Here is a 19,665-nt window from a genome sequence, read left to right as displayed (position 1 = left end):
AAGCATTAGACGGGTAGGCTCGTGCCTGCCCGTTTTTCTTCGCCGCGTCGTCAGATACCGGTCTCCTTGACCGACTGCATCACGACGAATGTCGAAGTGTTGGAAACCGATGGAAGGCTGGAGATTTTTTCGCCGAGCACCCTTCGGTATTTGCGGATATCGCTGGTGCGCACCTTCAGTAGATAATCGAAGGCGCCGGCGATCATGTGGCATTCCTCCACCTCCTTGATCTTGCGCACCGCCGTGTTGAATTCCTCAAGTGCCTTTTCGCGTGTGTCGGAAAGCTTGACCTCGGCGAAGGCGATATGGTCGACGCCCAGTTTCTGCGGATTGAGCACCGCACGGAAGCCCAGAATATAACCTTCATCCACCAACCGCTTGAGCCGCGTCTGGCACGGCGTCTTGGAGAGGCCGACCCTTTTCGACAGTTGCAGCACCGACATGCGCCCGTCTTCGCTGAGGGCCTCGAGAATCTTGAGATCGAAGTGGTCCAGATCGTCTATTTTATGACTATTTGCCATGTGATTTAACGCCAATTTTGAATAATAAAAGTTCATATGGCCTGTTCTATCCTCGAAATAGGACCATAGCAATTTTTACAGCAATGATATTGTACGCAACAGAATGACAAGCGGCGAGCGGAGGACACGCTGCCGCTGACAGTCTGTCTTCAACAGCTTTTTCAGGATTTTCAGAATGGCCGATGGTGCAAGCAAAGCCGATGTAAACCCGCAGCAGACGGTGAACGGTATTTTCCAGAATTTTGCACCGCCCGTGCGCGAGCAGAGCCCGTTGCGCAAAGCAATTACCGCCGCTTACCGCCGCCCAGAGGAAGAGTGCCTGGCGCCTCTGATCGATGCTGCGACCGTCACGCCCGAGCAGGCCGCAGCCATTCGCACCACGGCAACCAAGCTGATCGAGGCGTTGCGCGCCAAGACGAAAGGCACCGGCGTCGAGGGGCTGGTGCAGGAATATTCGCTCTCCAGCCATGAGGGCGTGGCCCTGATGTGCCTTGCCGAAGCGCTGCTGCGCATTCCCGACACCGCCACCCGCGACGCGCTGATCCGCGACAAGATCGCCCGCGGCGACTGGAAGTCCCACATCGGCGGCGGGCGCTCGCTGTTCGTCAACGCCGCAACCTGGGGTCTCGTCATCACCGGCAAGCTGACCTCGACGGTCAATGACAGCGGCCTTTCGGCGGCTCTGACCAAGCTGATCGCCCGGGCTGGCGAACCCGTCATTCGCCGCGGCGTCGATATGGCGATGCGCATGATGGGCGAGCAATTCGTGACCGGCGAAACGATTGGGGAAGCGATCAAGCGCTCGAAACCGCTGGAGGAACAGGGTTTCCAATATTCCTACGACATGCTCGGCGAAGCGGCGACCACCGCCAAGGATGCGGAGCGTTATTACAAGGACTACGAAAACGCCATTCACGCCATCGGTAAGGCCTCCGCCGGGCGTGGCATCTATGGTGGCCCCGGAATTTCCATCAAGCTTTCGGCCCTGCATCCGCGTTATGCCCGTGCGCAGGCAGAGCGGGTAATAGCGGAGCTTCTGCCGCGTGTGAAATCCCTGATGCTGCTCAGCAAGAAATACGATATCGGCCTCAACATTGACGCCGAGGAAGCTGACCGGCTGGAACTGTCGCTCGATCTTCTGGAGGAACTGGCGCTCGACAAGGATCTTGCCGGTTGGAACGGCCTAGGCTTCGTTGTGCAGGCCTATGGCCGCCGCTGCCCCTTTGTTCTCGACTACATCATCGATCTCGCCCGACGTGCCGGTCGCCGCATCATGGTGCGTCTTGTCAAGGGCGCCTATTGGGATGCGGAGATCAAGCGCGCACAGGTGGACGGGCTGGAAGACTTCCCGGTCTTCACCCGCAAAGTGCACACGGATGTCTCCTATATCGCCTGCGCCCGCAAGCTGCTTGCCGCGCGTGACGTCGTGTTCCCGCAATTTGCGACCCACAACGCCCAGTCCATGGCGACCATCTACCATCTCGCCGGTCCGGACTTCAAACTCGGTGATTATGAGTTCCAGTGCCTGCACGGCATGGGCGAACCGCTTTACAGCGAAGTCGTCGGCAAGAAGAAGCTCGATCGTCCCTGCCGCTTTTATGCGCCTGTTGGCACCCACGAGACGCTGCTTGCATATCTTGTCCGCCGTCTGCTGGAAAACGGCGCGAACTCCTCCTTCGTCAACCGCATAGCGGATCCCGCCGTGCCGGTGGCTTCCCTGCTGGAAGATCCGGTCACCGTGGTCAAGGCTTACCCCGTTCCCGGCGCACGGCACGACCGCATTGCTGCACCCGCTGGTCTCTTCGGCCCCGAACGGGCAAATTCCGCCGGCCTCGATCTTTCGAATGAAACGGCACTTGCCGCGCTGGACAACGTCCTTAAGGCAGGTGCGACGACGGAATGGAAAGCCGCAGCACCGCATGCAGGCGGAAAGACACGCCCGGTCCTCAATCCCGGCGACCACAATGATGTCGTCGGTTATGTAACCGAACCGACAGAGGCCGATGTCGAGGCGGCAATGCAAAGGGCCGCAGCCTCCAACTGGTCTTCCACGCCGGTCGAGGAGCGCGCCGCCTGCCTGGAGCGCGCTGCCGACCGGATGCAGGCCGAGATGCCGGCCCTGCTTGGCCTCATCATGCGCGAGGCCGGAAAATCCATGCCAAACGCCATTGCCGAGGTGCGCGAGGCGATTGACTTCCTGCGTTATTACGCAGCGGAAGCCCGGAAGACCTTCAAGGCCAACGAGACACCGCTCGGCCCGGTCGTCTGCATCAGCCCGTGGAACTTCCCGCTTGCCATCTTCATCGGTCAGGTAACGGCAGCACTGGTTGCCGGTAATCCGGTACTGGCAAAGCCCGCCGAAGAAACCCCGTTGATCGCCGCGCAGGGTGTGCGCCTGCTGCATGAGGCAGGCGTTCCGCAGGACGCCGTGCAACTTCTGCCAGGTGACGGCAAGACCGGTGCGGCACTTGTCGGCTCAGCGCTCACGGCGGGTGTGATGTTCACCGGATCCACGGAAGTGGCGCGCCTCATCCAGGGTCAACTCGCAGGCCGGGTTCTCGCAAACGGCCAGCCCGTTCCCCTGATTGCCGAGACCGGCGGCCAGAACGCCATGATCGTCGATTCCTCAGCGCTTGCCGAGCAGGTCGTCGCCGACGTCATCGCCTCTGCCTTCGACAGTGCCGGCCAGCGTTGCTCGGCGCTTCGCATTCTCTGCCTGCAGGAAGATGTGGCCGACCGCACCCTGACGATGCTGAAAGGCGCGCTGCACGAATTGCGCATCGGGCGCACCGATAGCCTTTCCGTCGATGTCGGCCCCGTGATCACCGCTGAAGCTAAAGGCATTATCGAAAAACACGTTGACAGCATGCGCGCACTCGGCCACCGGATCGAGCAGATTTCGCTTGCCGGCGAAACCGGCAAGGGCACCTTCGTGCCACCGACAATCATCGAGATGAAATCGCTCGCCGATCTGAAGAAGGAGGTCTTCGGGCCGGTGCTGCACGTCATCCGGTTCAAGCGCGACAATCTCGACCGGCTGATCGACGAGATCAACGCCACCGGCTATGGCCTGACCTTCGGCCTGCATACGCGTCTTGACGATACCATCCAGCATGTCCTGTCGCGCGTCGCGGCCGGTAATCTCTATGTGAACCGCAACATCATCGGCGCCGTGGTCGGCGTCCAGCCCTTTGGCGGGCGAGGCCTCTCCGGCACCGGCCCCAAGGCGGGCGGCCCGCTCTATCTCGGCCGCGTCACACAAACCGCGCCGAAGATCGACCGCGTTGCCAGCCAGCAGGACCAGGCGGCTGTCGATCTCGCCCGCTGGCTGGATGAAAACGGCCAGAGCGTTGCAGCCGAAGCCGCAAGACAGGCCGCAGCCCTCTCCGGCCTCGGTTTCGAAACCGAACTGGCAGGCCCAGTCGGCGAACGCAACGTCTATGCGCTGCATCCGCGCGGCAAGGTGCTGCTTATTCCGGCCACCGAGCAAGGGCTCTATCGCCAACTTGCGGCAGCGCTTGCCACCGGCAACTCGGTCGTTATCGATAATGCGTCGGGGCTGGAAAAGTCGATCTACGGATTGCCGGCAACCGTCACCTCGCGTATCACCTGGGCTGACAGCTGGGAAAAATCCGCCCCCTTCGCCGGCGCGCTGATCGAGGGCGATGCGGAACGTGTCGTTGCGATCAACAAGAAAATCGCCGCCCTGCCCGGTCCTCTGGTTCTGGTTCAGGCCGCCACGACGGAAGCGCTTGACCGTGAAACCCAGCCCTACAATCTCGACTGGCTGGTGGAAGAAGTCTCCGTCAGCGTCAACACAACGGCTGCCGGCGGCAATGCCAGCCTGATGAGCATCGGCTGATTATCTGGTTCCGGCAGGGTCTCGACCCTGCCGGTCCATCACATCACCCACCGATTTCACCACGACCGAAAAGCTGGTTCAGAACCTGCTCTTCAAGCCGCGCGAATTCCGGGGTGCCGTGTCGGCGCGGACGCGGCAGTTTCACATCGAGATCAAGGGCGATGCGCCCCTCATCAATCACGACGATGCGGTCTGCAAGTGCGACGGCTTCCGAAACATCGTGCGTAACGAGAACGGCGGTGAATTTCTGCTTGCGCCAGATGCGCTCCAGCAGAAGCTGCATTTCGATGCGGGTGAGCGCATCGAGCGCCCCGAGGGGTTCATCCAGCGCCAGAATTTGCGGATGCGCCACCAGCGCGCGTGCCAGCGCCACGCGCTGCTTCTGGCCTCCAGACAGGACATAGGGCCACTCGCCCGCCCGGTCCTTTAGCCCAACCTCTTCGAGAATGGCAAGCGCCTGCTCGTTGGCCGCCTCACCTTTGGCGATGCCGGTCAGTCCCACGGATACATTGTTTGCGATCCGCTCCCATGGCAGAAGGCGCGGCTCCTGAAACATCATGCGAGTGCGGCTCGATGCGTCTTTCGAAACGGTGCCGCTTGTGGGCGCATCAAGACCGGCCAAGATACGCAGAAGCGTGCTCTTGCCGCATCCACTCTTGCCGATAATAGCCAGAAACTCGCCTTCCCGCACATCGAGATCGATGCCGCGCAGAACCGGTTTATCGCCAAAGGCCTTGGTCACATTGCGGAAGCTGAAAGCGACCTTGCTGTCGTTCTGCTTGCCGCGCTGTTCGACCTTGGTCTCTGCCCCGGAAGGGGAGGATGATGGGGCATCGGGGCGTCTCAACGTCGTAACATTGCTGGTCGACATGGGTTACCTCAGACTTTCTTGAAGGCTGGATGCCACTGCAGGAAGATGCTTTCGAGGAAGCGGGCGAAACTGTCCGCCAGCTTGCCAAGAAGCGCGTAAATAAGGATCGACAGCACGACGACATCGATCAGCAGGAACTCGCGCGCCTGCATGGCCATGTAGCCGAGGCCGGAAGAGGAGGAAATCGTTTCCGCCACGATAAGCGTCAGCCACATGATGCCGAGCGCATAACGCAGGCCGGTGAAAATGGACGGCAGCGCGCCGGGCAGGATCACCCGCCGGAACAGGGTGAAGGACGACATGCCATAGGTACGCCCCATCTCCACCAGTTGCGGATCGACCCCCTGAATGCCGAGCAGCGTGTTGATGTAGATGGGGAAAAACACTCCGAGTGCCACGAGGAAAAGCTTTGCCTCCTCGTCGATGCCGAACCAGAGGATGACGAGCGGAATGAGCGCCAGATGAGGGATGTTGCGGATCATCTGCAGCGTCGTGTCGGTAAAGCTGCGGGAAAACCGCGACAGTCCGTTGGCCAGCCCGAAGATGAAACCAATCGCGCCGCCAACGGCGAAACCGGCCAGAGCGCGAGCGGAGCTGACACCGATATTGGCGATGAGTTCCCCTGAAAGCAAAAGCCGCCAGAAGGCTTCCGCGACGGCAGAGGGAGCCGGCAGGACGTTTGCCGAAATGAGACCGACGCGGGCAGCAAGCTCCCAGCCGGCAAGAATGATGGCAGGAAGCAACCAGCCCGTGATGCTTCCAGCCTCGATACGCCTTCTGATGCTCATCGCGAAACCCTCCGTATCCGGGATCAGTTGGTGGCGCCTGACCAGACGGCATCCTTGATGCTGATCTGCTTAGGGATCAGGCCCAGGCGATAAAAGCGGTCGGCAGTTTCCTGCTGGCTGGCAATGATCTTGTCATCGATTTTCGAAATACCGAATTCTGAACGGTTCGCAGCCAGCGTCTGCGCTTCCAGCGGTACACCTGTCACCTCATGCAGGGCTGCCGCAACCTTGTCGCGGTTGGCGGCGGACCATTTGGCCGCCTCGCCCAGGGCATCAAGCGTGATATTGATGGTGTCGGCATGGGATTTGGCATAGTCGCGGTTGGCGAGGAAATAGGTGCTCACGTTGAGAACCTCGCTGGTGCGGGCCAGAGTGACTGGCTTATAGCGGGTCTCGGCAATTGCATAGAACGGATCCCAGACGGCCCAGGCGTCGATCTTGTCGCTGGCAAAGGCCGCCGCCGCGTCAGCAGGGCTGAGATAGACCACGTCGATATCGCTAAATTTCAGGCCGTTCTTCTCAATTGCCGCCACCAGCAGATTGTGGGCGCTTGTGCCCTTGCCGACGCCGACCTTCTTGCCCTTCAGATCGGCAACCGACTTTATACCGCTCTCGGGCTTGGTGAAGATCGCCTCACCCTTACCGTTTGAGGGAAGAGCCGCAACGTAAACGATGGCCGAACCGGCCGCCTGACCGAAGATTGGCGGCGCATCGCCCGTCCAGCCGACATTGATGGAGCCAACATTCAAGGCCTCCACCAGCGGCGGGCCTGCGGTGAATTCGACCCACGAAACCTTGACGCCCTTGGCCTCAAGCGCCTTTTCGATGACGCCCTGTTGCCTCGCGATCACCGGCAGGCCGGTTTTCTGATAACCGATCTTCAGCTCTTCCGCCGCCTGCGCCTGCAAGGGCAGAACGGACAATGCAGCGGCAACAAGAAAACTGGCGGAGAGGGCACGACGGGTAATGGCTGGCATTTTAGCTCCTTGTCGCCGACCCCCTGGGGCCGGTTTGCGATATGGAGCAATGCTAGGGTTTTCGATGAAAACGATAGAGAGAGGATAATTCAATATGAGCGATATTGCGGGAATAAAATTCCGCAGAGACGCCTCTTTCCCGCAAATCATCGCAGGAGGCATTACCAAGCCTGCTTAACAGACGAATGCCGGTGCGGACTGGCCGCACCGGCATGATGGATCAATATCGCTATCGAACGCGCAAACTTGCGAAGCGATTTACTCGATATCGAAGGAAACGCCCTGCGCCAAAGGCAGCGCCTTGGAGTAGTTGATAGTGTTGGTGGCGCGGCGCATATAGGCCTTCCATGCATCCGAACCGGATTCGCGGCCACCGCCGGTTTCCTTTTCACCACCGAATGCGCCGCCGATTTCCGCGCCCGAGGTTCCGATATTGACGTTGGCGATGCCGCAATCCGAGCCTTCCGAAGACAGGAAACGTTCCGATTCCTGAATGTCACGGGTGAAGATCGACGACGACAGACCAGCGGCAACGGCGTTATGCGCGTCAATCGCCTGATCGAGATCGCTGTACTTCATCACATAAAGGATCGGCGCGAACGTCTCTTCCAACACCGGCCCCGCCTGTTCAGGCATTTCGACAAGTGCCGGCTTTACATAATAGGCATCCGGCGCACCCGTATCCACTCGCCCGCCGCCATTCACCACGCCGTCATGCGCCTTGGCCGCTTCGAGCGCCTTCTGCATCCCGTCGAAAGCCGCCTTGTCCACCAGCGGTCCGACAAGCGCCGATGTTTCCAGCGGATTGCCGACGGAAACGGAGGCGTAGGCCTTTTTCAGACGCGGCACGAGCTGGTCGTAAACACTGTCATGCACGAAGAGACGGCGAAGCGTGGTGCAGCGCTGGCCGGCCGTGCCCATGGCGCCGAAGGCAATCGCGCGCAGCGCCATGTCGAGATCGGCAGACGGGCAGACGATGCCGGCATTGTTGCCGCCCAGTTCCAGAATGGCGCGGGCGAAGCGCTTCGCCAGACGCGGGCCGACATCGCGGCCCATGCGGGTGGAACCGGTGGCAGAAACCAGGGGAACCTTGGGGTTGTCCACCAATGCTTCACCAACGGCGCGGTCGCCGATCAGAAGCTGCGACAGCCCTTCCGGCGCATCGCCGAACCGGGCTACGGCACGTTCGAAGATGCCCTGAACCGCAAGTGCCGTCAGCGGGGTCTTTTCAGATGGCTTCCAGACCACCGAATTGCCGCAGACTAGCGCGAGCGCCGCGTTCCACGACCAGACCGCGACCGGAAAATTGAAAGCGGAGATAACGCCGACAACGCCGAGCGGGTGCCAGGTTTCCATCATACGGTGGCCGGGGCGTTCGGTGGCGATGGTGAGGCCGTAAAGCTGGCGGGACAAACCGACCGCGAAATCGCAGATATCGATCATCTCCTGCACTTCGCCGAGACCTTCGGACGGGACCTTGCCCGCTTCCAGCGAGACGAGCCGACCGAGATCTGCCTTGAAGGAGCGCAGTTCTTCGCCCAGAAGGCGGATCAGTTCGCCACGGCGCGGAGCAGGCACGTTGCGCCAAATCTTGAAGGCGGCATCGGCCTTGTCTACCACGGCTGCGACACCCTCGACGGAAATGGTCTTGAGGCTTGCGATCTGTTCACCCGTTACCGGGCTGAACGACGCCATATCGCCGCCGGTATAAAGATCGCGGGCGACGCCCATTCTGTCGAGCAGGGCCGCGGCTTCCTGTTTCACGTCAAGCTTCGTGGTCGCATCCATGTCAAATTATCCTTTTTGGCTCAAAGGGGAGGAAAGGCCGTTTTTGATACGGCGCTTTCAACTCCCGTCGCTGTTCTTTCCCCGAATTTATCATTTTGTGAAACGGGGCCTCCGTCGAAGCCGGCAAAACACCATTCCATTCTTTCCCGTAATCATATATGGCCATAATGACCCTTTTCCAATGAGGAAAGCGGGTAAGTTGATGCGAGAATGGTATGGATCCGCGCAGAAGACTGGTCCCTGATATCGTAACCCTGCAAGCATTCGAGTGTGCCGCAAGGCATGGGAATTTTACCCGTGCGGCGGAAGAACTCAACCTCACGCAAAGTGCGGTCAGCCGGCAGATCGGCGAACTCGAGGCGCAGACCGGAATGCAGCTTTTCGAACGCATCCGCCGGCGCGTCGTCCTGTCGGAAGCGGGTCGCAAATTCCTGCCAGACGTGCGGCGCCTGTTGCAGCAATCCGAACAGCTGATGGTGCGCGCGGTCTCGGCCGGAACATCTCATGCATCACTTTCCGTCGCCACCCTGCCAACCTTCGGCAGCCGCTGGCTGATGCCGCGTCTGCACCGCTTCATCGACGCCAACCCGGAAATGACCATCACCATCGGCTCGCGCTCGCACCCCTTCGATTTCGATGAGGAAGGTTTCGACCTCGCCATCCATTACGGCCAGCCGGTCTGGGCGCACGGCACCTGCACCTTTTTATGCAACGAAGTGATCGTGCCGGTCGCCAGCCCCGCTCTGCTTCAGCGCGCGGGAATGAGAGAGCCGGAGGATTTTAACCGCCAACCGTTGCTGCACGTGACCACACGGCCGAAACTATGGACTGAGTGGCTGGAGATGAATGGGGTAACGGCGGAGAATGCCTATAGAGGCAGCCGTTTCGACCAGTTTTCTATGATCATTGAAGCAGCCATAAGCGGCATCGGCTTTGCCCTTCTGCCGAAATATCTGATCGAGGCGGAACTCGTCTCCGGCCGTCTCGAAATCGTCTTCGACATTCCACTGCAAACCGACAAGAGCTATTACGTCGCCCTGCCGGAAGGGCGGCAGGACAACGTCCTTGCCCGCGCCTTCCAGGCATGGCTTCTCGATCAGGTCGGCAAGCCGGCCTAGATATTCACACAGTGCCGCCGATGGAAACCTCGTCAAGCCCCGGCAGATCGGGGCCGACCGGCACGATCCGGGTCGGATTGAGCGCCTTGATCGAATAATAACCGCGCTTGATGTGGTCGATATTGACCGTGTCACGCACGCCCGGAATGTTCAGCACCCGCATCATATAGGCCTGCAGGGCCCGATAGTCGGCAATGCGGCGAAGGTTGCACTTGAAGAGGCCGTAATAGGCGGCATCGAAACGCACCAGCGTCACGAAAAGCCTGATATCCGTATCCGTCAGGCGATCGCCGAAGAGGAAGGGACCGCCTGATGCCAGGCGAGTTTCAAGTTCCTGAAGTGTCGCGAAGACGTCGGCAAAGGCTTCCTCATAGGCAAGCTGGGTGGTGGCAAAACCGGTTCTGTAGACACCGTTGTTGAGGCGGGGATAGATATGGTCGTTGAGCGCATCAATCGCGTCCCGCAGATCTTCCGGATAAAGATCGATGCCGTTATCGGCCAGATCGCCGAAACCGGAATTCAGCATGCGGAGAATGTCGGCGGATTCGTTGTTGACGATGGTTTTCGTCTTCTTGTCCCAAAGAACCGGAACGGTGGCACGGCCGGTATAATGCGGATCGGCGCTGGTATAGGCTTCGTGCATATAAGCGAAGCCTCTCAGCCCGTCGCGATCCGAACCTGGATAATCGCCGAATTTCCAACCCTCGTCGGAGAGCGCCGGCTCCACAATTGAGACCGAAATGACATCCTCGAGCTTCTTGAGCTTGCGGCCGATTAGCGTGCGTGAGGCCCATGGACAAATCAGCGCGACGTAGAGGTGATAACGGCCGGTCTCGGCCTTGAAGCCGCCTTCTCCCGTCGGGCCTGCTGAACCATCAGGCGTTACCCAGTTGCGGAAGCCGGATGTCTGGCGAACGAAACCACCCTTCTTGTCGGTCGCCTGCACCGGGTGCCATTCGGCGGTCCACTTTCCATCCACGAGCATTTTGGGCTCTCCATTCATCTATCGATGAAAAGCTTATGGGGCCGTCTGCACTCACCCCGCAAGCCGCGCTTCGGTTGACGCACTGTTTCCGATCGATGGATGACTTCAAAGCCGATTGCGGAAAAACGGATTCCAGCGAACTGTGCCGAGCCTGACCCTTTCGCGGATCATCGTCAGAAGTCCCGATGCGGCGATGACACCCAGCCCAAGCACCGCGATCGCATCCGGATATTCGTGGAAGAAAGTCATGCCGATCGCCACGGCCCAGAGGATCTGAGAATAATGCGAGGGTGCAATCTGGCTGGCCGGCGCGATACGTGTTGCGACGAGCAGCGTTATCTGTCCCGTCGCCGTGCAGAGGCCGATGAAGGCAAAGGCGGCGAACTGGTGCAGATTGGGCATGACGAACTCGGGAATCGAGGCAATGCCGTTGAAGGTGAGGCCGTAGACCAAAAGCACGCCCATTATCGAGGTGCGCTTCTCCTTGCCCGCAAGCGAGCGGAGCAGCACGATGGTCATCGCCGCCAGGAATGCGACACCGATGGCTGCGACGTGCCCGAGTTCCAGCGCCTTGAAGCCGGGCCGCACGACGAGCAGAACACCGACGATGCCGGCCAGAACGGCCGCCCAGCGCCATGGCCCTATATCTTCCTTCAATACGACAGCCGACAGCACTGTCACGAACAGCGGTGAAAGAAAGATCAGCGCATAAGCTTCGGCCAGCGGAATGGTGGTGAAGGCATAGATACCGAGAATACCGGCGAACAGGCCGGAAATCGCCCGCCCGTGCACCGCAAACGGACGGCTCATGCGCCAGAATTCACGCCACCTTTCCTCACGCGGCTTGCTGAAGAAGATGAAAATGCCGGAAAACAGGATGCTGAAAAAGCCGATCTCGAAAACGCTGATCTGTGATCCAAGCGACTTGATCGTGGCATCGCCCAGGGAAAAGGTCGCATAAGCGAACAGACCGAGCAGAAAACCCTTTTGCATTTGAACTTCCCCGAACAGCGACCGCAACGCAAAGCGCACCCCGGCCGCTTAAAGCAACCCGGACGCCCCTTAAGGGACAGACAGTCTGGCAGATTTGATCCTCACCTTATGGCTAGACCCGGCTACCTATGAGTGCAAGCCGCAAAAGCCGCAAAAACACCCGATCCGGCCGCATCGATGCAGATGGCCGCAAGGTGCGGCAAATTTGTCCCGCCGACGCCATCATATCACCGTCACGGAAAGAGGTTAGCCCGTGTTGATCGTGGCGCTTGGCGGCAAGCGTGAAGGCGGCTAAACAATGTGGTGTGATTGCACCCGCTGATTTCGCCTGAAGCTTGCTGCGCGAACATCGCCTCACGAACTGAAAGGAAGAAGAATGCGGATAGTGATGATCGGTGCCGGTTATGTCGGCCTTGTTTCCGGTGCGTGTTTTGCCGATTTCGGCCATGACGTGATCTGCGTGGACAAGATGCCGGAGAAGATCGAAGCGCTGAAAAGCGGCCATATCCCGATCTTCGAACCGGGTCTGGAGGTCATCGTTGCCAACAACGCCAAGGCGGGCCGATTGAGCTTCACCACCGATCTCTCCTCCGCGGTTGCCAATGCCGATGTCGTGTTCATCGCGGTCGGCACGCCCTCGCGGCGCGGCGACGGCCACGCCGATCTCGGTTATGTCTATGCGGCGGCGAAAGAAATCGCCCATTCGCTTGAAGGCTTCACCGTCATCGTCACCAAGTCTACCGTTCCCGTCGGCACGGGGGACGAGGTGGAACGCATCATCCGCGAAGAAAACCCTTCGGCCGATTTTGCCGTGGTTTCCAACCCGGAATTTCTGCGGGAAGGCGCGGCCATCGAGGATTTCAAGCGACCGGACCGCATCGTCGTCGGTCTTTCCGACGAGCGCGCCCGCCCGGTGATGACGGAGGTTTACCGTCCGCTTTATCTCAACCAGTCGCCTTTGCTCTTCACCACCAGGCGCACTTCGGAACTGATCAAATATGCCGCCAACGCCTTTCTGGCGATGAAGATCACCTTTATCAACGAAATGGCGGATCTATGCGAAAAGGTCGGCGCCAATGTTCAGGATATTTCGCGCGGCATCGGCCTCGATGGCCGCATCGGCGCGAAGTTCCTGCATGCCGGCCCCGGTTATGGCGGCTCCTGTTTCCCCAAGGATACGCTGGCGCTTGCCAAGACCGCGCAGGACTATGACGCCCCTGTGCGGCTGATCGAGACCACCATCGCCATCAACGACAACCGCAAGCGCGCCATGGGCCGCAAGGTCATCAACGCGGTGGGCGGCGACGTGCGCGGCAAGAAGATCGCGGTCCTTGGCCTGACCTTCAAGCCCAATACCGACGATATGCGCGACAGCCCGGCGATTGCCATCATCCAGACCCTCCAGGACGGCGGCGCCAAGGTGGTCGGCTACGATCCGGAGGGAATGGTGAATGCCCGCCATGTGATCGAGGGTATCGACTATGCCAGCGGTCCCTACGAGGCTGCCGAAGGCGCCGATGCCCTCGTGATCGTGACGGAATGGAACCAGTTCCGCGCACTCGATCTGCCGCGCCTGAAGGCCATCATGAAAAACCCCGTTCTGGTGGATCTGCGCAATATCTACCGCACGGACGAGGTCACCGGGCACGGCTTCGTTTATGCTGGCATTGGCCGCCCGCACGACAGCAGTTCCGACAAGGGCCAATAGCGGTTTCGCCTTCGAAGTTTCATTAAAACGGTTTTTGCGCTTCGGTTCGGCCGCAAACGCACCAACGGATGTGGGATATAGTCATCATGCGTTATCTGGTTACCGGCACCGCGGGCTTCATCGGTTTTTACGTTGCCAAACGGCTGCTCGATGCCGGCCATTTCGTAACCGGTTTCGACGGCATGACGAAATATTACGATGTTAGCCTGAAAGAAAAACGCCATGCGATCCTTTCCCGCTCCAACGGTTTCAGGGCCGAAATCGGCATGCTGGAAGACACGGATGCGCTGAAGCGCGCGGCAGAGGCTGCCGAACCGGAAATCATAATTCACCTCGCCGCTCAGGCAGGTGTTCGCTACAGCCTCGAAAATCCACGCGCCTATATCGATTCCAATCTCATTGGATCGTGGAACATGCTGGAGCTTGCCAAGAACCTGCGTGTCAAACACCTGATGCTGGCTTCGACTTCCTCCATCTACGGCGCCAACGAAAAAATACCCTTTGCGGAAAGCGACAAGGCCGACGAGCCGATGACGCTTTATGCGGCCACCAAAAAATCGATGGAATTGATGGCGCACAGCTACGCCCATCTCCACAAATTGCCCACCACAGCCTTCCGTTTCTTCACGGTTTACGGGCCGTGGGGACGGCCGGACATGGCGCCAATCAAATTCGTCGACGCCATCTCGAACGGCGAGCCGATCGATATTTACGGCCAAGGCAATATGAGCCGCGACTTCACCTATATCGATGACCTCGTTGAAGGTATCGTCCGGCTGAGCCAGGTCATTCCGTCCGAGGAAAACCGGGTCACTGAGGAAGGCGTCACCGACACGCTGTCGCACCACGCACCCTTCCGCATCGTCAATATTGGCGGCGGCCAGCCGGTAGAGCTGATGCACTTTGTCGAAACGGTCGAAAAGGCGGTCGGCAGGCCGGCAATCCGCAACATGTTGCCGATGCAGCAGGGAGACGTCCCCCGCACCTTCGCTTCACCCGATCTTCTGAGGGCCTTGACGGGCTATGTGCCGCAAACCCCGGTCGAGGAGGGCATCAAGGCCCTCGTCGCCTGGTATCGTGACATGCAGTCGACAGAGCTGCGCGAATAAATCAAAGCGTCGCCAGCAGACGATTGGAAAGCATGCCGCCGGAAGCGCTCTGCATGGCGATCTTGGTTTCCACGGCTTCGATGATCGTATCGCTGAAATCGACATCGGTGAGGTCGCGAATGTTGGAGAGACCGCCGGGCGAAAACACGTTCACTTCCAGTATCTTGTCGCCGACAATATCAAGCCCGACCAGGAACATACCGTCTTCCACCAGCTTGGGCCGCATCATTTCGGCAAGCGCCACGATCTCATCCGTCACCTTCACGGCCTCGGCAGTGCCCTTGGCGTGAATGTTGGAGCGCAGATCGCCTTTTGCCGGAACGCGGCGCAAAGCCGCATATTGTCCGTCGCGCATCAGAGGCTTGCCATTCATCATGAAGAACCGAATATCGCCATCCTTGGCGGCCGGCAGATAGGCCTGTGCAATCAAGTAACCTTCGAGACTGACCGCCTCGAAAATCTGGTTGAGATTGGCCTCCTTGCTGGAGCCGATCTTGAAGACGTTCTTGCCGCCTGAACCCTGCAGCGGCTTGACGATGACACCCTTAGGGTGGGTATCCGCAAATGCGCGTATTTCATCGACATTGCGCGAGATGATCGTGGTCGGGCGTACGATTTCCGGAAAGCTCTGGAAATAGAGCTTGTTCTGCGCCAGCGCCAATCCTTCCGGGTCGTTCAGAACCACAACGCCGCGCTGTTCTGCCAGCCGCCCGAACAGAATGCCGGCATGCACCGCCCATGGCCGCGTCGTCTGATCCAGCGAGGGATCGTTGCGCAGCATCAGCGCGTCGATTTCCTCTACATCCATGGTACGCCGTTCCAGTGCTTTGTCCTGAAGTGCCGCGTGAAAAGCATCGGCTTTCTTGTATTTGGCCTTCGGTAGAACGGTGGCGTGTACGGTCAGGCTATCATCCGAGCGCAAGGTAAAATCGCCAGGCGTCAGATACACCACCTCGTGACCGCGATTGAGCGCCGCCATGGCCAGCAGGCCGGTTGCGAAAGTAGGCCCCTCGGTTTCGATGGAATTGACGAAAAATGCGATACGCATAAGCCCCTCCTGTAATATTACAATGTCGCCAGTTCGGCGATGGATAATCCGGCCCGTATCTTTTCCAGCCGCTCATTGGCCTTGGCCGGCAGCAGAAAAGCGGGACGTACGCCCGGCGGACGCAAGAGGCCGCGCAAGGCAAGCTCCTGCATCACCGGGAAATGGGCAGCGGCGATCTTGCCCATCCAGAACGGATCGAGCGCGCCACCCTTGCGCAGATGCTCCAGCACCTCCGCAAGCCCACGCAGATAGATCGCGTCCTTGGAAAGACCGCCGCCACGATAGATGCGCAAAACCATGTTGAAGGCGCCAGCCTCGTCGAAACCATGATCGCGGGTCATAGTCCGGAACGTCTCAACAAAAGTCGCGCCGTCCAGCATGGCGGCGCAGCCGACGACACGGCCGGCGATCAGCCGCAGGCGCTCGCGCGTCATGCCGCCGGCCAGATGTTCTGCCAGCACTGCCAGCCCTTCCTGCACGCCTTCGTAACCGGAAAGGCCGGTGCGGAAGAGCCGGAGGCCCTGAAACGACCCATTGAAATAAGTGAGGAGATGCACGCCGATCTCATGCGACAGCAGCGCTTCGACCCGGCGCTGTTCCATGACGGTGTGGCGAGAAATCAGGAGCTTCTCGCCCGTCACCATCAGGCCAGGCGGCAGGTCATCCCTGATCTCGACACGCGCCTTGAATTCCGGCTCCTCCGCCAGATAGGTCTCGATCATCTCGCGCGATTTTTTGGCGACCGCATAACAATCGACCATGGCGATTTCGCCGCTCTCATCCTTGCGTGGGCAATCGGCAAGCACCTTGAGCGCCAGCGTCAGAAGCGTGGGTTCGACGGCACCGTAAAGGGCGCGGGAGAAATCGGTGAAAGTACGGCGATGCAGATTGGCGAGCATGGTCAGTTGCAGATCGATCTCCTGCTGTTTCTCCCGGTAGAGATGATAGAGCACCGGGTCTTCCAGATGATCGAAAACGACGGAATAGAGCTTGCGTTTCTGCTCCTCGACGTCAACGCCGAGCGGCCGGTAAAGCAGGCGCGGCGCATATTGGAAGCTGCCATCGCGAAATTCCTCGAAGGCCCGGCGGGCATTGATCGGCGTCACGGACAGAAGAAAATCAAAGGACGAGACGATGTCGTCTATTGAGCGATCGGCGCGTCTGACGGCATCAACGAAGGCCTTGCGGCCGAGCGCGCGATGGCTGGTAACCTTGAGTGCGTCTTTACCGGCAGCGAATGACGAGAAGGCCTGAAGGCCGGCATCGAAAATATCCGCAATCATCGTCTCGCGCAGGCCGGGATAATCGGCGCCGGATTCAGGCTGTCGGTAGATCGGCGCGAAACGCACGCTGATGCAGGGAAAATCAAGCCCGGCATTTTGAAATCTGAGGATCGGATCGGCATCCGGTTCGGGCCGGGTTATGCGGGGCGTGCGGAAACGCACTTCGGCATCACAAACCGCCTTGATGAAAACACGGCGGGCACTTTGCGTTTCCGGCTCAGATGTTGCAGAGACGGAAACCTCATAATGCGGCAGGAAAGGTGAATCGTCAGCGAGCAGAATGTCGTGTTCCAGTTCGCCGATATCGAGAACCATGAAGGCGCCGAAACGTTCGCGCATGGCCATGCCGACGGCTGCAATCAGGGGTGCAGCCTCCTGAATGCTCGATGCGATCAGATAAGATGCATGCGCAGAGGCGATATCGCGGGCCGCAAGGTCCTTCGAGCCACCGGTCAGATGCAGGCAAAGAAACGGCAGCGGCCGGTCGATATGCAGCCGGCCGTTCTTTCCGACATCACGACGGACGGCTTTGCCGGCCTCAAGGCAGGCGACGACATCGTCTACCAGCTCGATAACCGGTAACGGTTCACTACGCGCCGAGGAGACGTTCATCGCCGCGCCCTCAGGCACTCTTCGAGTACCGGCTGAAGTGCGGTGATAGCGTCGCCAATATCGGAAACAACGCGCTTATCCGGCTTACCGGTCCACTCGTCCATGAAGAATTTCTTGAACTCCACTGCGATGGCGCAGCCGTTCTGCGCAAAACGCTCGTGAATAAACCGGGTCTGCTCACCCTTGCCCTGAAAGGCGACGTTCTCGCGTACATCAAGGCGGCGTCCGCCGATGGTGGCTGTCGCGAAATGATGGCCCACCGCACTGACGACGTCACTCCAGCGGCTGCGATCCATGGAAAATGTGCCGATATTGATATCAGGCGCTTCCGCCTGTGGCGTTGGCGGCGCTGTAGCGCCCTGCCGGCGATGATTGTAGCTGTGTATGTCCAGCACGACAAAAGCACCATGCCGCCGCTCGACGGTTGAAACAACTGCTTCGAGCATTGCGTAATAGTCGGCATGAAAATCGAGCGATTGCCGGGTGGCCTCTTCCGGCGGCTCCTGTTTCCAGACCTCCAGCCCCCAGGATTGTTCCGGCTTCAGATAAACTGCCTGATCGGCGGACCGGTTGAGATCGATTTCGAAACGCGAATGGTGAACGACAATGCGGTTTGTCATCCCCGCGATCATCTCGCCGGTAAAAGGGTCTTCCTCTCTCAGCCGCTGGTCGGCGGAAAGAGCCATCAGCGAGGCTATGTCCGGACGAATGAGATGACCATCATGAATGGCCGTGCCGATGATCGGTGAATTGCCGAAGTCGATCGACCAGAAACCCTTGTTTTCGTCGTTGCCGCGATACTCGCCGTCACTGTGTCTGGCTGTCATGCTGCCTCCCCTGCATCTGGGGTAAAACAGCACGACTTGCCGGTTTGTTCCGATAAAAATTGCGCGCGATACATTTGTCCTCGGCAAGAATCCGCCTGAAAAAATGCGGAACCATACCGGAAAGCTCACGTTGTTCTGGCAGGAGAGCCGCCGTGTCAAACGGACACGATGGCGCTGAAGAACATCGGGATTTTTCCGTTTTCTCCCGGTGGCCAACGAAATGGCAGCCGAGCTTCTTACCCATCCGGCGCCCTCCGTCCCCGCTTTCCACGCACAAGGAACCGCGACATGGAAAAGACCGAAACGCGTAAACTTGCAGAAGAATATCTGCGGCTCGGCGGCACCCGTCAGGTCATGATCGACGACAACAAGACCTTCGTGCGCCAATGGGAAGACGAACCGGCAGAAGCCGAGACCTTCTGGCAAACGAATATCGAAAAGCTCGATCCGGAGCGCCGTGAGGATGTGGAGTTTTTTCTGCCCTCCGTGAATTCGGACAAAGACGAAAACAGATAAACAGGAAGGAAACAGACATGACTGCCATCAACACTGCAAAAATCGTCATTCTCGCAACGGACGGCTATGAGCGTTCGGAACTGCGCGTGCCCTATGATCAGCTGAAGGCCAAGGGCGCGGACGTCAAGATCGCCTCGATCAAGGATGGTGAGATCAAGAGCTGGGACGAAAAGAACTGGGGTGACAGCATCGCCGTCGATATTTCCGCGAAGAACGTAAGCGCCAATGATTTCGATGCACTCGTCATGCCCGGCGGCCAGATCAATCCCGACGTATTGCGTCACGACGAGGATGCAATGCGCGTGGTGCGCGATTTCGTCAAATCCGGCAAGGTCGTGGCTGCCATCTGCCATGCCCCTTGGCTTCTGGTTGAAGCTGATGCCCTGCGCGGTCGCGACGCGACCTCATATTGGTCGATCAAAACCGACCTGAAAAATGCCGGCGCCAACTGGAAGGACGAAAAGGTTGTGACCGATAAGGGCATCATCACGTCTCGCAGCCCCGATGATCTGGACGCCTTCGTCGCCAAAATCATCGAGGAGGTCGAAGAAGGCAACCACGAGCGCCGCGCTGCCTAAGGGCAGTAAAGCGGAAAAAAACCAGAGCGCATCCGGCCTATCCAAAATGGCCGGATGCGCTCTCTGTCTTTGTTTGTTCGC

Annotated in this window: 17 protein-coding genes; 6 read left to right on the top strand and 11 right to left on the bottom strand. The window is 59.3% G+C overall.

Translation table 11 applies throughout. The annotated features are described in order from the left end of the window. Positions 1 to 50: 50 nt before the first annotated feature. A complete protein-coding gene (locus G6L97_RS19875; RefSeq protein ID WP_111828551.1) occupies positions 51 to 521 on the bottom strand; it encodes an Lrp/AsnC ligand binding domain-containing protein in 471 nt (156 codons plus the stop codon). 175 nt (positions 522 to 696) lie between these two features. Here G6L97_RS19875 and putA point away from each other — a divergent pair, with 175 nt between their 5' ends. Continuing rightward, positions 697 to 4,383, top strand: coding sequence for a trifunctional transcriptional regulator/proline dehydrogenase/L-glutamate gamma-semialdehyde dehydrogenase (putA, locus tag G6L97_RS19870; protein ID WP_127966383.1), 3,687 nt, complete (start codon positions 697 to 699; stop codon positions 4,381 to 4,383). 43 nt (positions 4,384 to 4,426) lie between these two features. On the opposite strand, the gene G6L97_RS19865 is transcribed toward putA, so the two are convergent. The 4 genes from G6L97_RS19865 to amaB all read right to left on the bottom strand — a co-directional run bounded on the left by G6L97_RS19865 (position 4,427) and on the right by amaB (position 8,807). Beyond that, entirely contained in the window at positions 4,427 to 5,254 is an 828-nt protein-coding gene (locus tag G6L97_RS19865) for an ABC transporter ATP-binding protein (RefSeq protein WP_111828528.1), read from the bottom strand. A gap of 8 nt (positions 5,255 to 5,262) precedes the next feature. After that, on the bottom strand, positions 5,263 to 6,042 hold the full coding sequence (locus G6L97_RS19860) for an ABC transporter permease subunit (protein WP_013762127.1): 780 nt from the start codon (positions 6,040 to 6,042) through the stop codon (positions 5,263 to 5,265). Between the two features lie 23 nt (positions 6,043 to 6,065). Beyond that, the gene (locus tag G6L97_RS19855; RefSeq protein ID WP_004432036.1) at positions 6,066 to 7,019 is read right to left on the bottom strand and encodes an aliphatic sulfonate ABC transporter substrate-binding protein; all 954 of its coding nucleotides are present in this window, start codon (positions 7,017 to 7,019) and stop codon (positions 6,066 to 6,068) included. 258 nt (positions 7,020 to 7,277) lie between these two features. Next, complete coding sequence (amaB, locus tag G6L97_RS19850) at positions 7,278 to 8,807, bottom strand: L-piperidine-6-carboxylate dehydrogenase (protein ID WP_013762124.1); 1,530 nt, start codon at positions 8,805 to 8,807, stop codon at positions 7,278 to 7,280. A gap of 215 nt (positions 8,808 to 9,022) precedes the next feature. On the opposite strand from amaB, the gene G6L97_RS19845 reads away from it, so the two are divergent. Beyond that, entirely contained in the window at positions 9,023 to 9,925 is a 903-nt protein-coding gene (locus G6L97_RS19845) for a LysR family transcriptional regulator (protein ID WP_004432029.1), read from the top strand. A gap of 4 nt (positions 9,926 to 9,929) precedes the next feature. Here G6L97_RS19845 and G6L97_RS19840 read toward each other — a convergent pair whose 3' ends face one another. Next, positions 9,930 to 10,910: a glutathione S-transferase family protein gene (locus G6L97_RS19840; RefSeq protein ID WP_174003626.1), complete on the bottom strand. Its 981-nt coding sequence runs from the start codon at positions 10,908 to 10,910 to the stop codon at positions 9,930 to 9,932. Between the two features lie 105 nt (positions 10,911 to 11,015). After that, positions 11,016 to 11,903: a DMT family transporter gene (locus tag G6L97_RS19835; protein WP_004432025.1), complete on the bottom strand. Its 888-nt coding sequence runs from the start codon at positions 11,901 to 11,903 to the stop codon at positions 11,016 to 11,018. 376 nt (positions 11,904 to 12,279) lie between these two features. Here G6L97_RS19835 and G6L97_RS19830 point away from each other — a divergent pair, with 376 nt between their 5' ends. Together G6L97_RS19830 and G6L97_RS19825 are read left to right on the top strand one after the other, a co-directional pair. Further along, the gene (locus tag G6L97_RS19830) at positions 12,280 to 13,611 is read left to right on the top strand and encodes a UDP-glucose dehydrogenase family protein (RefSeq protein WP_076844510.1); all 1,332 of its coding nucleotides are present in this window, start codon (positions 12,280 to 12,282) and stop codon (positions 13,609 to 13,611) included. Positions 13,612 to 13,697: 86 nt separating this feature from the next. Continuing rightward, positions 13,698 to 14,720 (top strand): NAD-dependent epimerase, encoded by a 1,023-nt coding sequence (locus G6L97_RS19825; RefSeq protein WP_013762120.1) that lies wholly within the window; start codon positions 13,698 to 13,700, stop codon positions 14,718 to 14,720. A 1-nt stretch (position 14,721) separates the two neighbouring features. On the opposite strand, the gene G6L97_RS19820 is transcribed toward G6L97_RS19825, so the two are convergent. Genes G6L97_RS19820 through G6L97_RS19805 form a run of 4 tightly spaced genes read right to left on the bottom strand, consistent with a single transcriptional unit; the run spans position 14,722 to position 18,734 of the window. Continuing rightward, complete coding sequence (locus G6L97_RS19820; protein ID WP_004432010.1) at positions 14,722 to 15,768, bottom strand: glutathione synthase; 1,047 nt, start codon at positions 15,766 to 15,768, stop codon at positions 14,722 to 14,724. A gap of 17 nt (positions 15,769 to 15,785) precedes the next feature. Next, on the bottom strand, positions 15,786 to 17,663 hold the full coding sequence (locus G6L97_RS19815; protein ID WP_065688874.1) for a flavohemoglobin expression-modulating QEGLA motif protein: 1,878 nt from the start codon (positions 17,661 to 17,663) through the stop codon (positions 15,786 to 15,788). Then, on the bottom strand, positions 17,660 to 18,490 hold the full coding sequence (locus G6L97_RS19810) for an N-formylglutamate amidohydrolase (RefSeq protein WP_076844514.1): 831 nt from the start codon (positions 18,488 to 18,490) through the stop codon (positions 17,660 to 17,662). Before G6L97_RS19810 ends, G6L97_RS19815 begins: the two co-directional genes overlap by 4 nt. Then, entirely contained in the window at positions 18,471 to 18,734 is a 264-nt protein-coding gene (locus tag G6L97_RS19805; protein WP_076844517.1) for a hypothetical protein, read from the bottom strand. Before G6L97_RS19805 ends, G6L97_RS19810 begins: the two co-directional genes overlap by 20 nt. Positions 18,735 to 18,778: 44 nt before the next feature. Between G6L97_RS19805 and G6L97_RS19800 the strand changes: the two genes are divergently transcribed. Continuing rightward, on the top strand, positions 18,779 to 19,006 hold the full coding sequence (locus G6L97_RS19800) for a hypothetical protein (RefSeq protein ID WP_004431991.1): 228 nt from the start codon (positions 18,779 to 18,781) through the stop codon (positions 19,004 to 19,006). A gap of 17 nt (positions 19,007 to 19,023) precedes the next feature. Beyond that, positions 19,024 to 19,584: a type 1 glutamine amidotransferase domain-containing protein gene (locus G6L97_RS19795; RefSeq protein ID WP_076844519.1), complete on the top strand. Its 561-nt coding sequence runs from the start codon at positions 19,024 to 19,026 to the stop codon at positions 19,582 to 19,584. Positions 19,585 to 19,665: the final 81 nt, after the last annotated feature.

Origin of the sequence: Agrobacterium tumefaciens (assembly GCF_013318015.2) — a bacterium.
In the GTDB taxonomy this organism is placed as follows: domain Bacteria; phylum Pseudomonadota; class Alphaproteobacteria; order Rhizobiales; family Rhizobiaceae; genus Agrobacterium; species Agrobacterium tumefaciens.
The sequence above is the reverse complement of the archived record's forward strand: the minus strand, read 5'-3'. Positions and strand labels throughout refer to the sequence as shown.

Coding starts and splice junctions, on each gene's coding strand:
- G6L97_RS19875 (WP_111828551.1), bottom strand. CDS start 521: ATGGCAAATAGTCATAAAATAGACGATCTGGACCACTTCGATCTCAAG.
- putA (WP_127966383.1), top strand. CDS start 697: ATGGCCGATGGTGCAAGCAAAGCCGATGTAAACCCGCAGCAGACGGTG.
- G6L97_RS19865 (WP_111828528.1), bottom strand. CDS start 5,254: ATGTCGACCAGCAATGTTACGACGTTGAGACGCCCCGATGCCCCATCA.
- G6L97_RS19860 (WP_013762127.1), bottom strand. CDS start 6,042: ATGAGCATCAGAAGGCGTATCGAGGCTGGAAGCATCACGGGCTGGTTG.
- G6L97_RS19855 (WP_004432036.1), bottom strand. CDS start 7,019: ATGCCAGCCATTACCCGTCGTGCCCTCTCCGCCAGTTTTCTTGTTGCC.
- amaB (WP_013762124.1), bottom strand. CDS start 8,807: ATGGATGCGACCACGAAGCTTGACGTGAAACAGGAAGCCGCGGCCCTG.
- G6L97_RS19845 (WP_004432029.1), top strand. CDS start 9,023: ATGGATCCGCGCAGAAGACTGGTCCCTGATATCGTAACCCTGCAAGCA.
- G6L97_RS19840 (WP_174003626.1), bottom strand. CDS start 10,910: ATGCTCGTGGATGGAAAGTGGACCGCCGAATGGCACCCGGTGCAGGCG.
- G6L97_RS19835 (WP_004432025.1), bottom strand. CDS start 11,903: ATGCAAAAGGGTTTTCTGCTCGGTCTGTTCGCTTATGCGACCTTTTCC.
- G6L97_RS19830 (WP_076844510.1), top strand. CDS start 12,280: ATGCGGATAGTGATGATCGGTGCCGGTTATGTCGGCCTTGTTTCCGGT.
- G6L97_RS19825 (WP_013762120.1), top strand. CDS start 13,698: ATGCGTTATCTGGTTACCGGCACCGCGGGCTTCATCGGTTTTTACGTT.
- G6L97_RS19820 (WP_004432010.1), bottom strand. CDS start 15,768: ATGCGTATCGCATTTTTCGTCAATTCCATCGAAACCGAGGGGCCTACT.
- G6L97_RS19815 (WP_065688874.1), bottom strand. CDS start 17,663: ATGAACGTCTCCTCGGCGCGTAGTGAACCGTTACCGGTTATCGAGCTG.
- G6L97_RS19810 (WP_076844514.1), bottom strand. CDS start 18,490: ATGACAGCCAGACACAGTGACGGCGAGTATCGCGGCAACGACGAAAAC.
- G6L97_RS19805 (WP_076844517.1), bottom strand. CDS start 18,734: ATGGGTAAGAAGCTCGGCTGCCATTTCGTTGGCCACCGGGAGAAAACG.
- G6L97_RS19800 (WP_004431991.1), top strand. CDS start 18,779: ATGGAAAAGACCGAAACGCGTAAACTTGCAGAAGAATATCTGCGGCTC.
- G6L97_RS19795 (WP_076844519.1), top strand. CDS start 19,024: ATGACTGCCATCAACACTGCAAAAATCGTCATTCTCGCAACGGACGGC.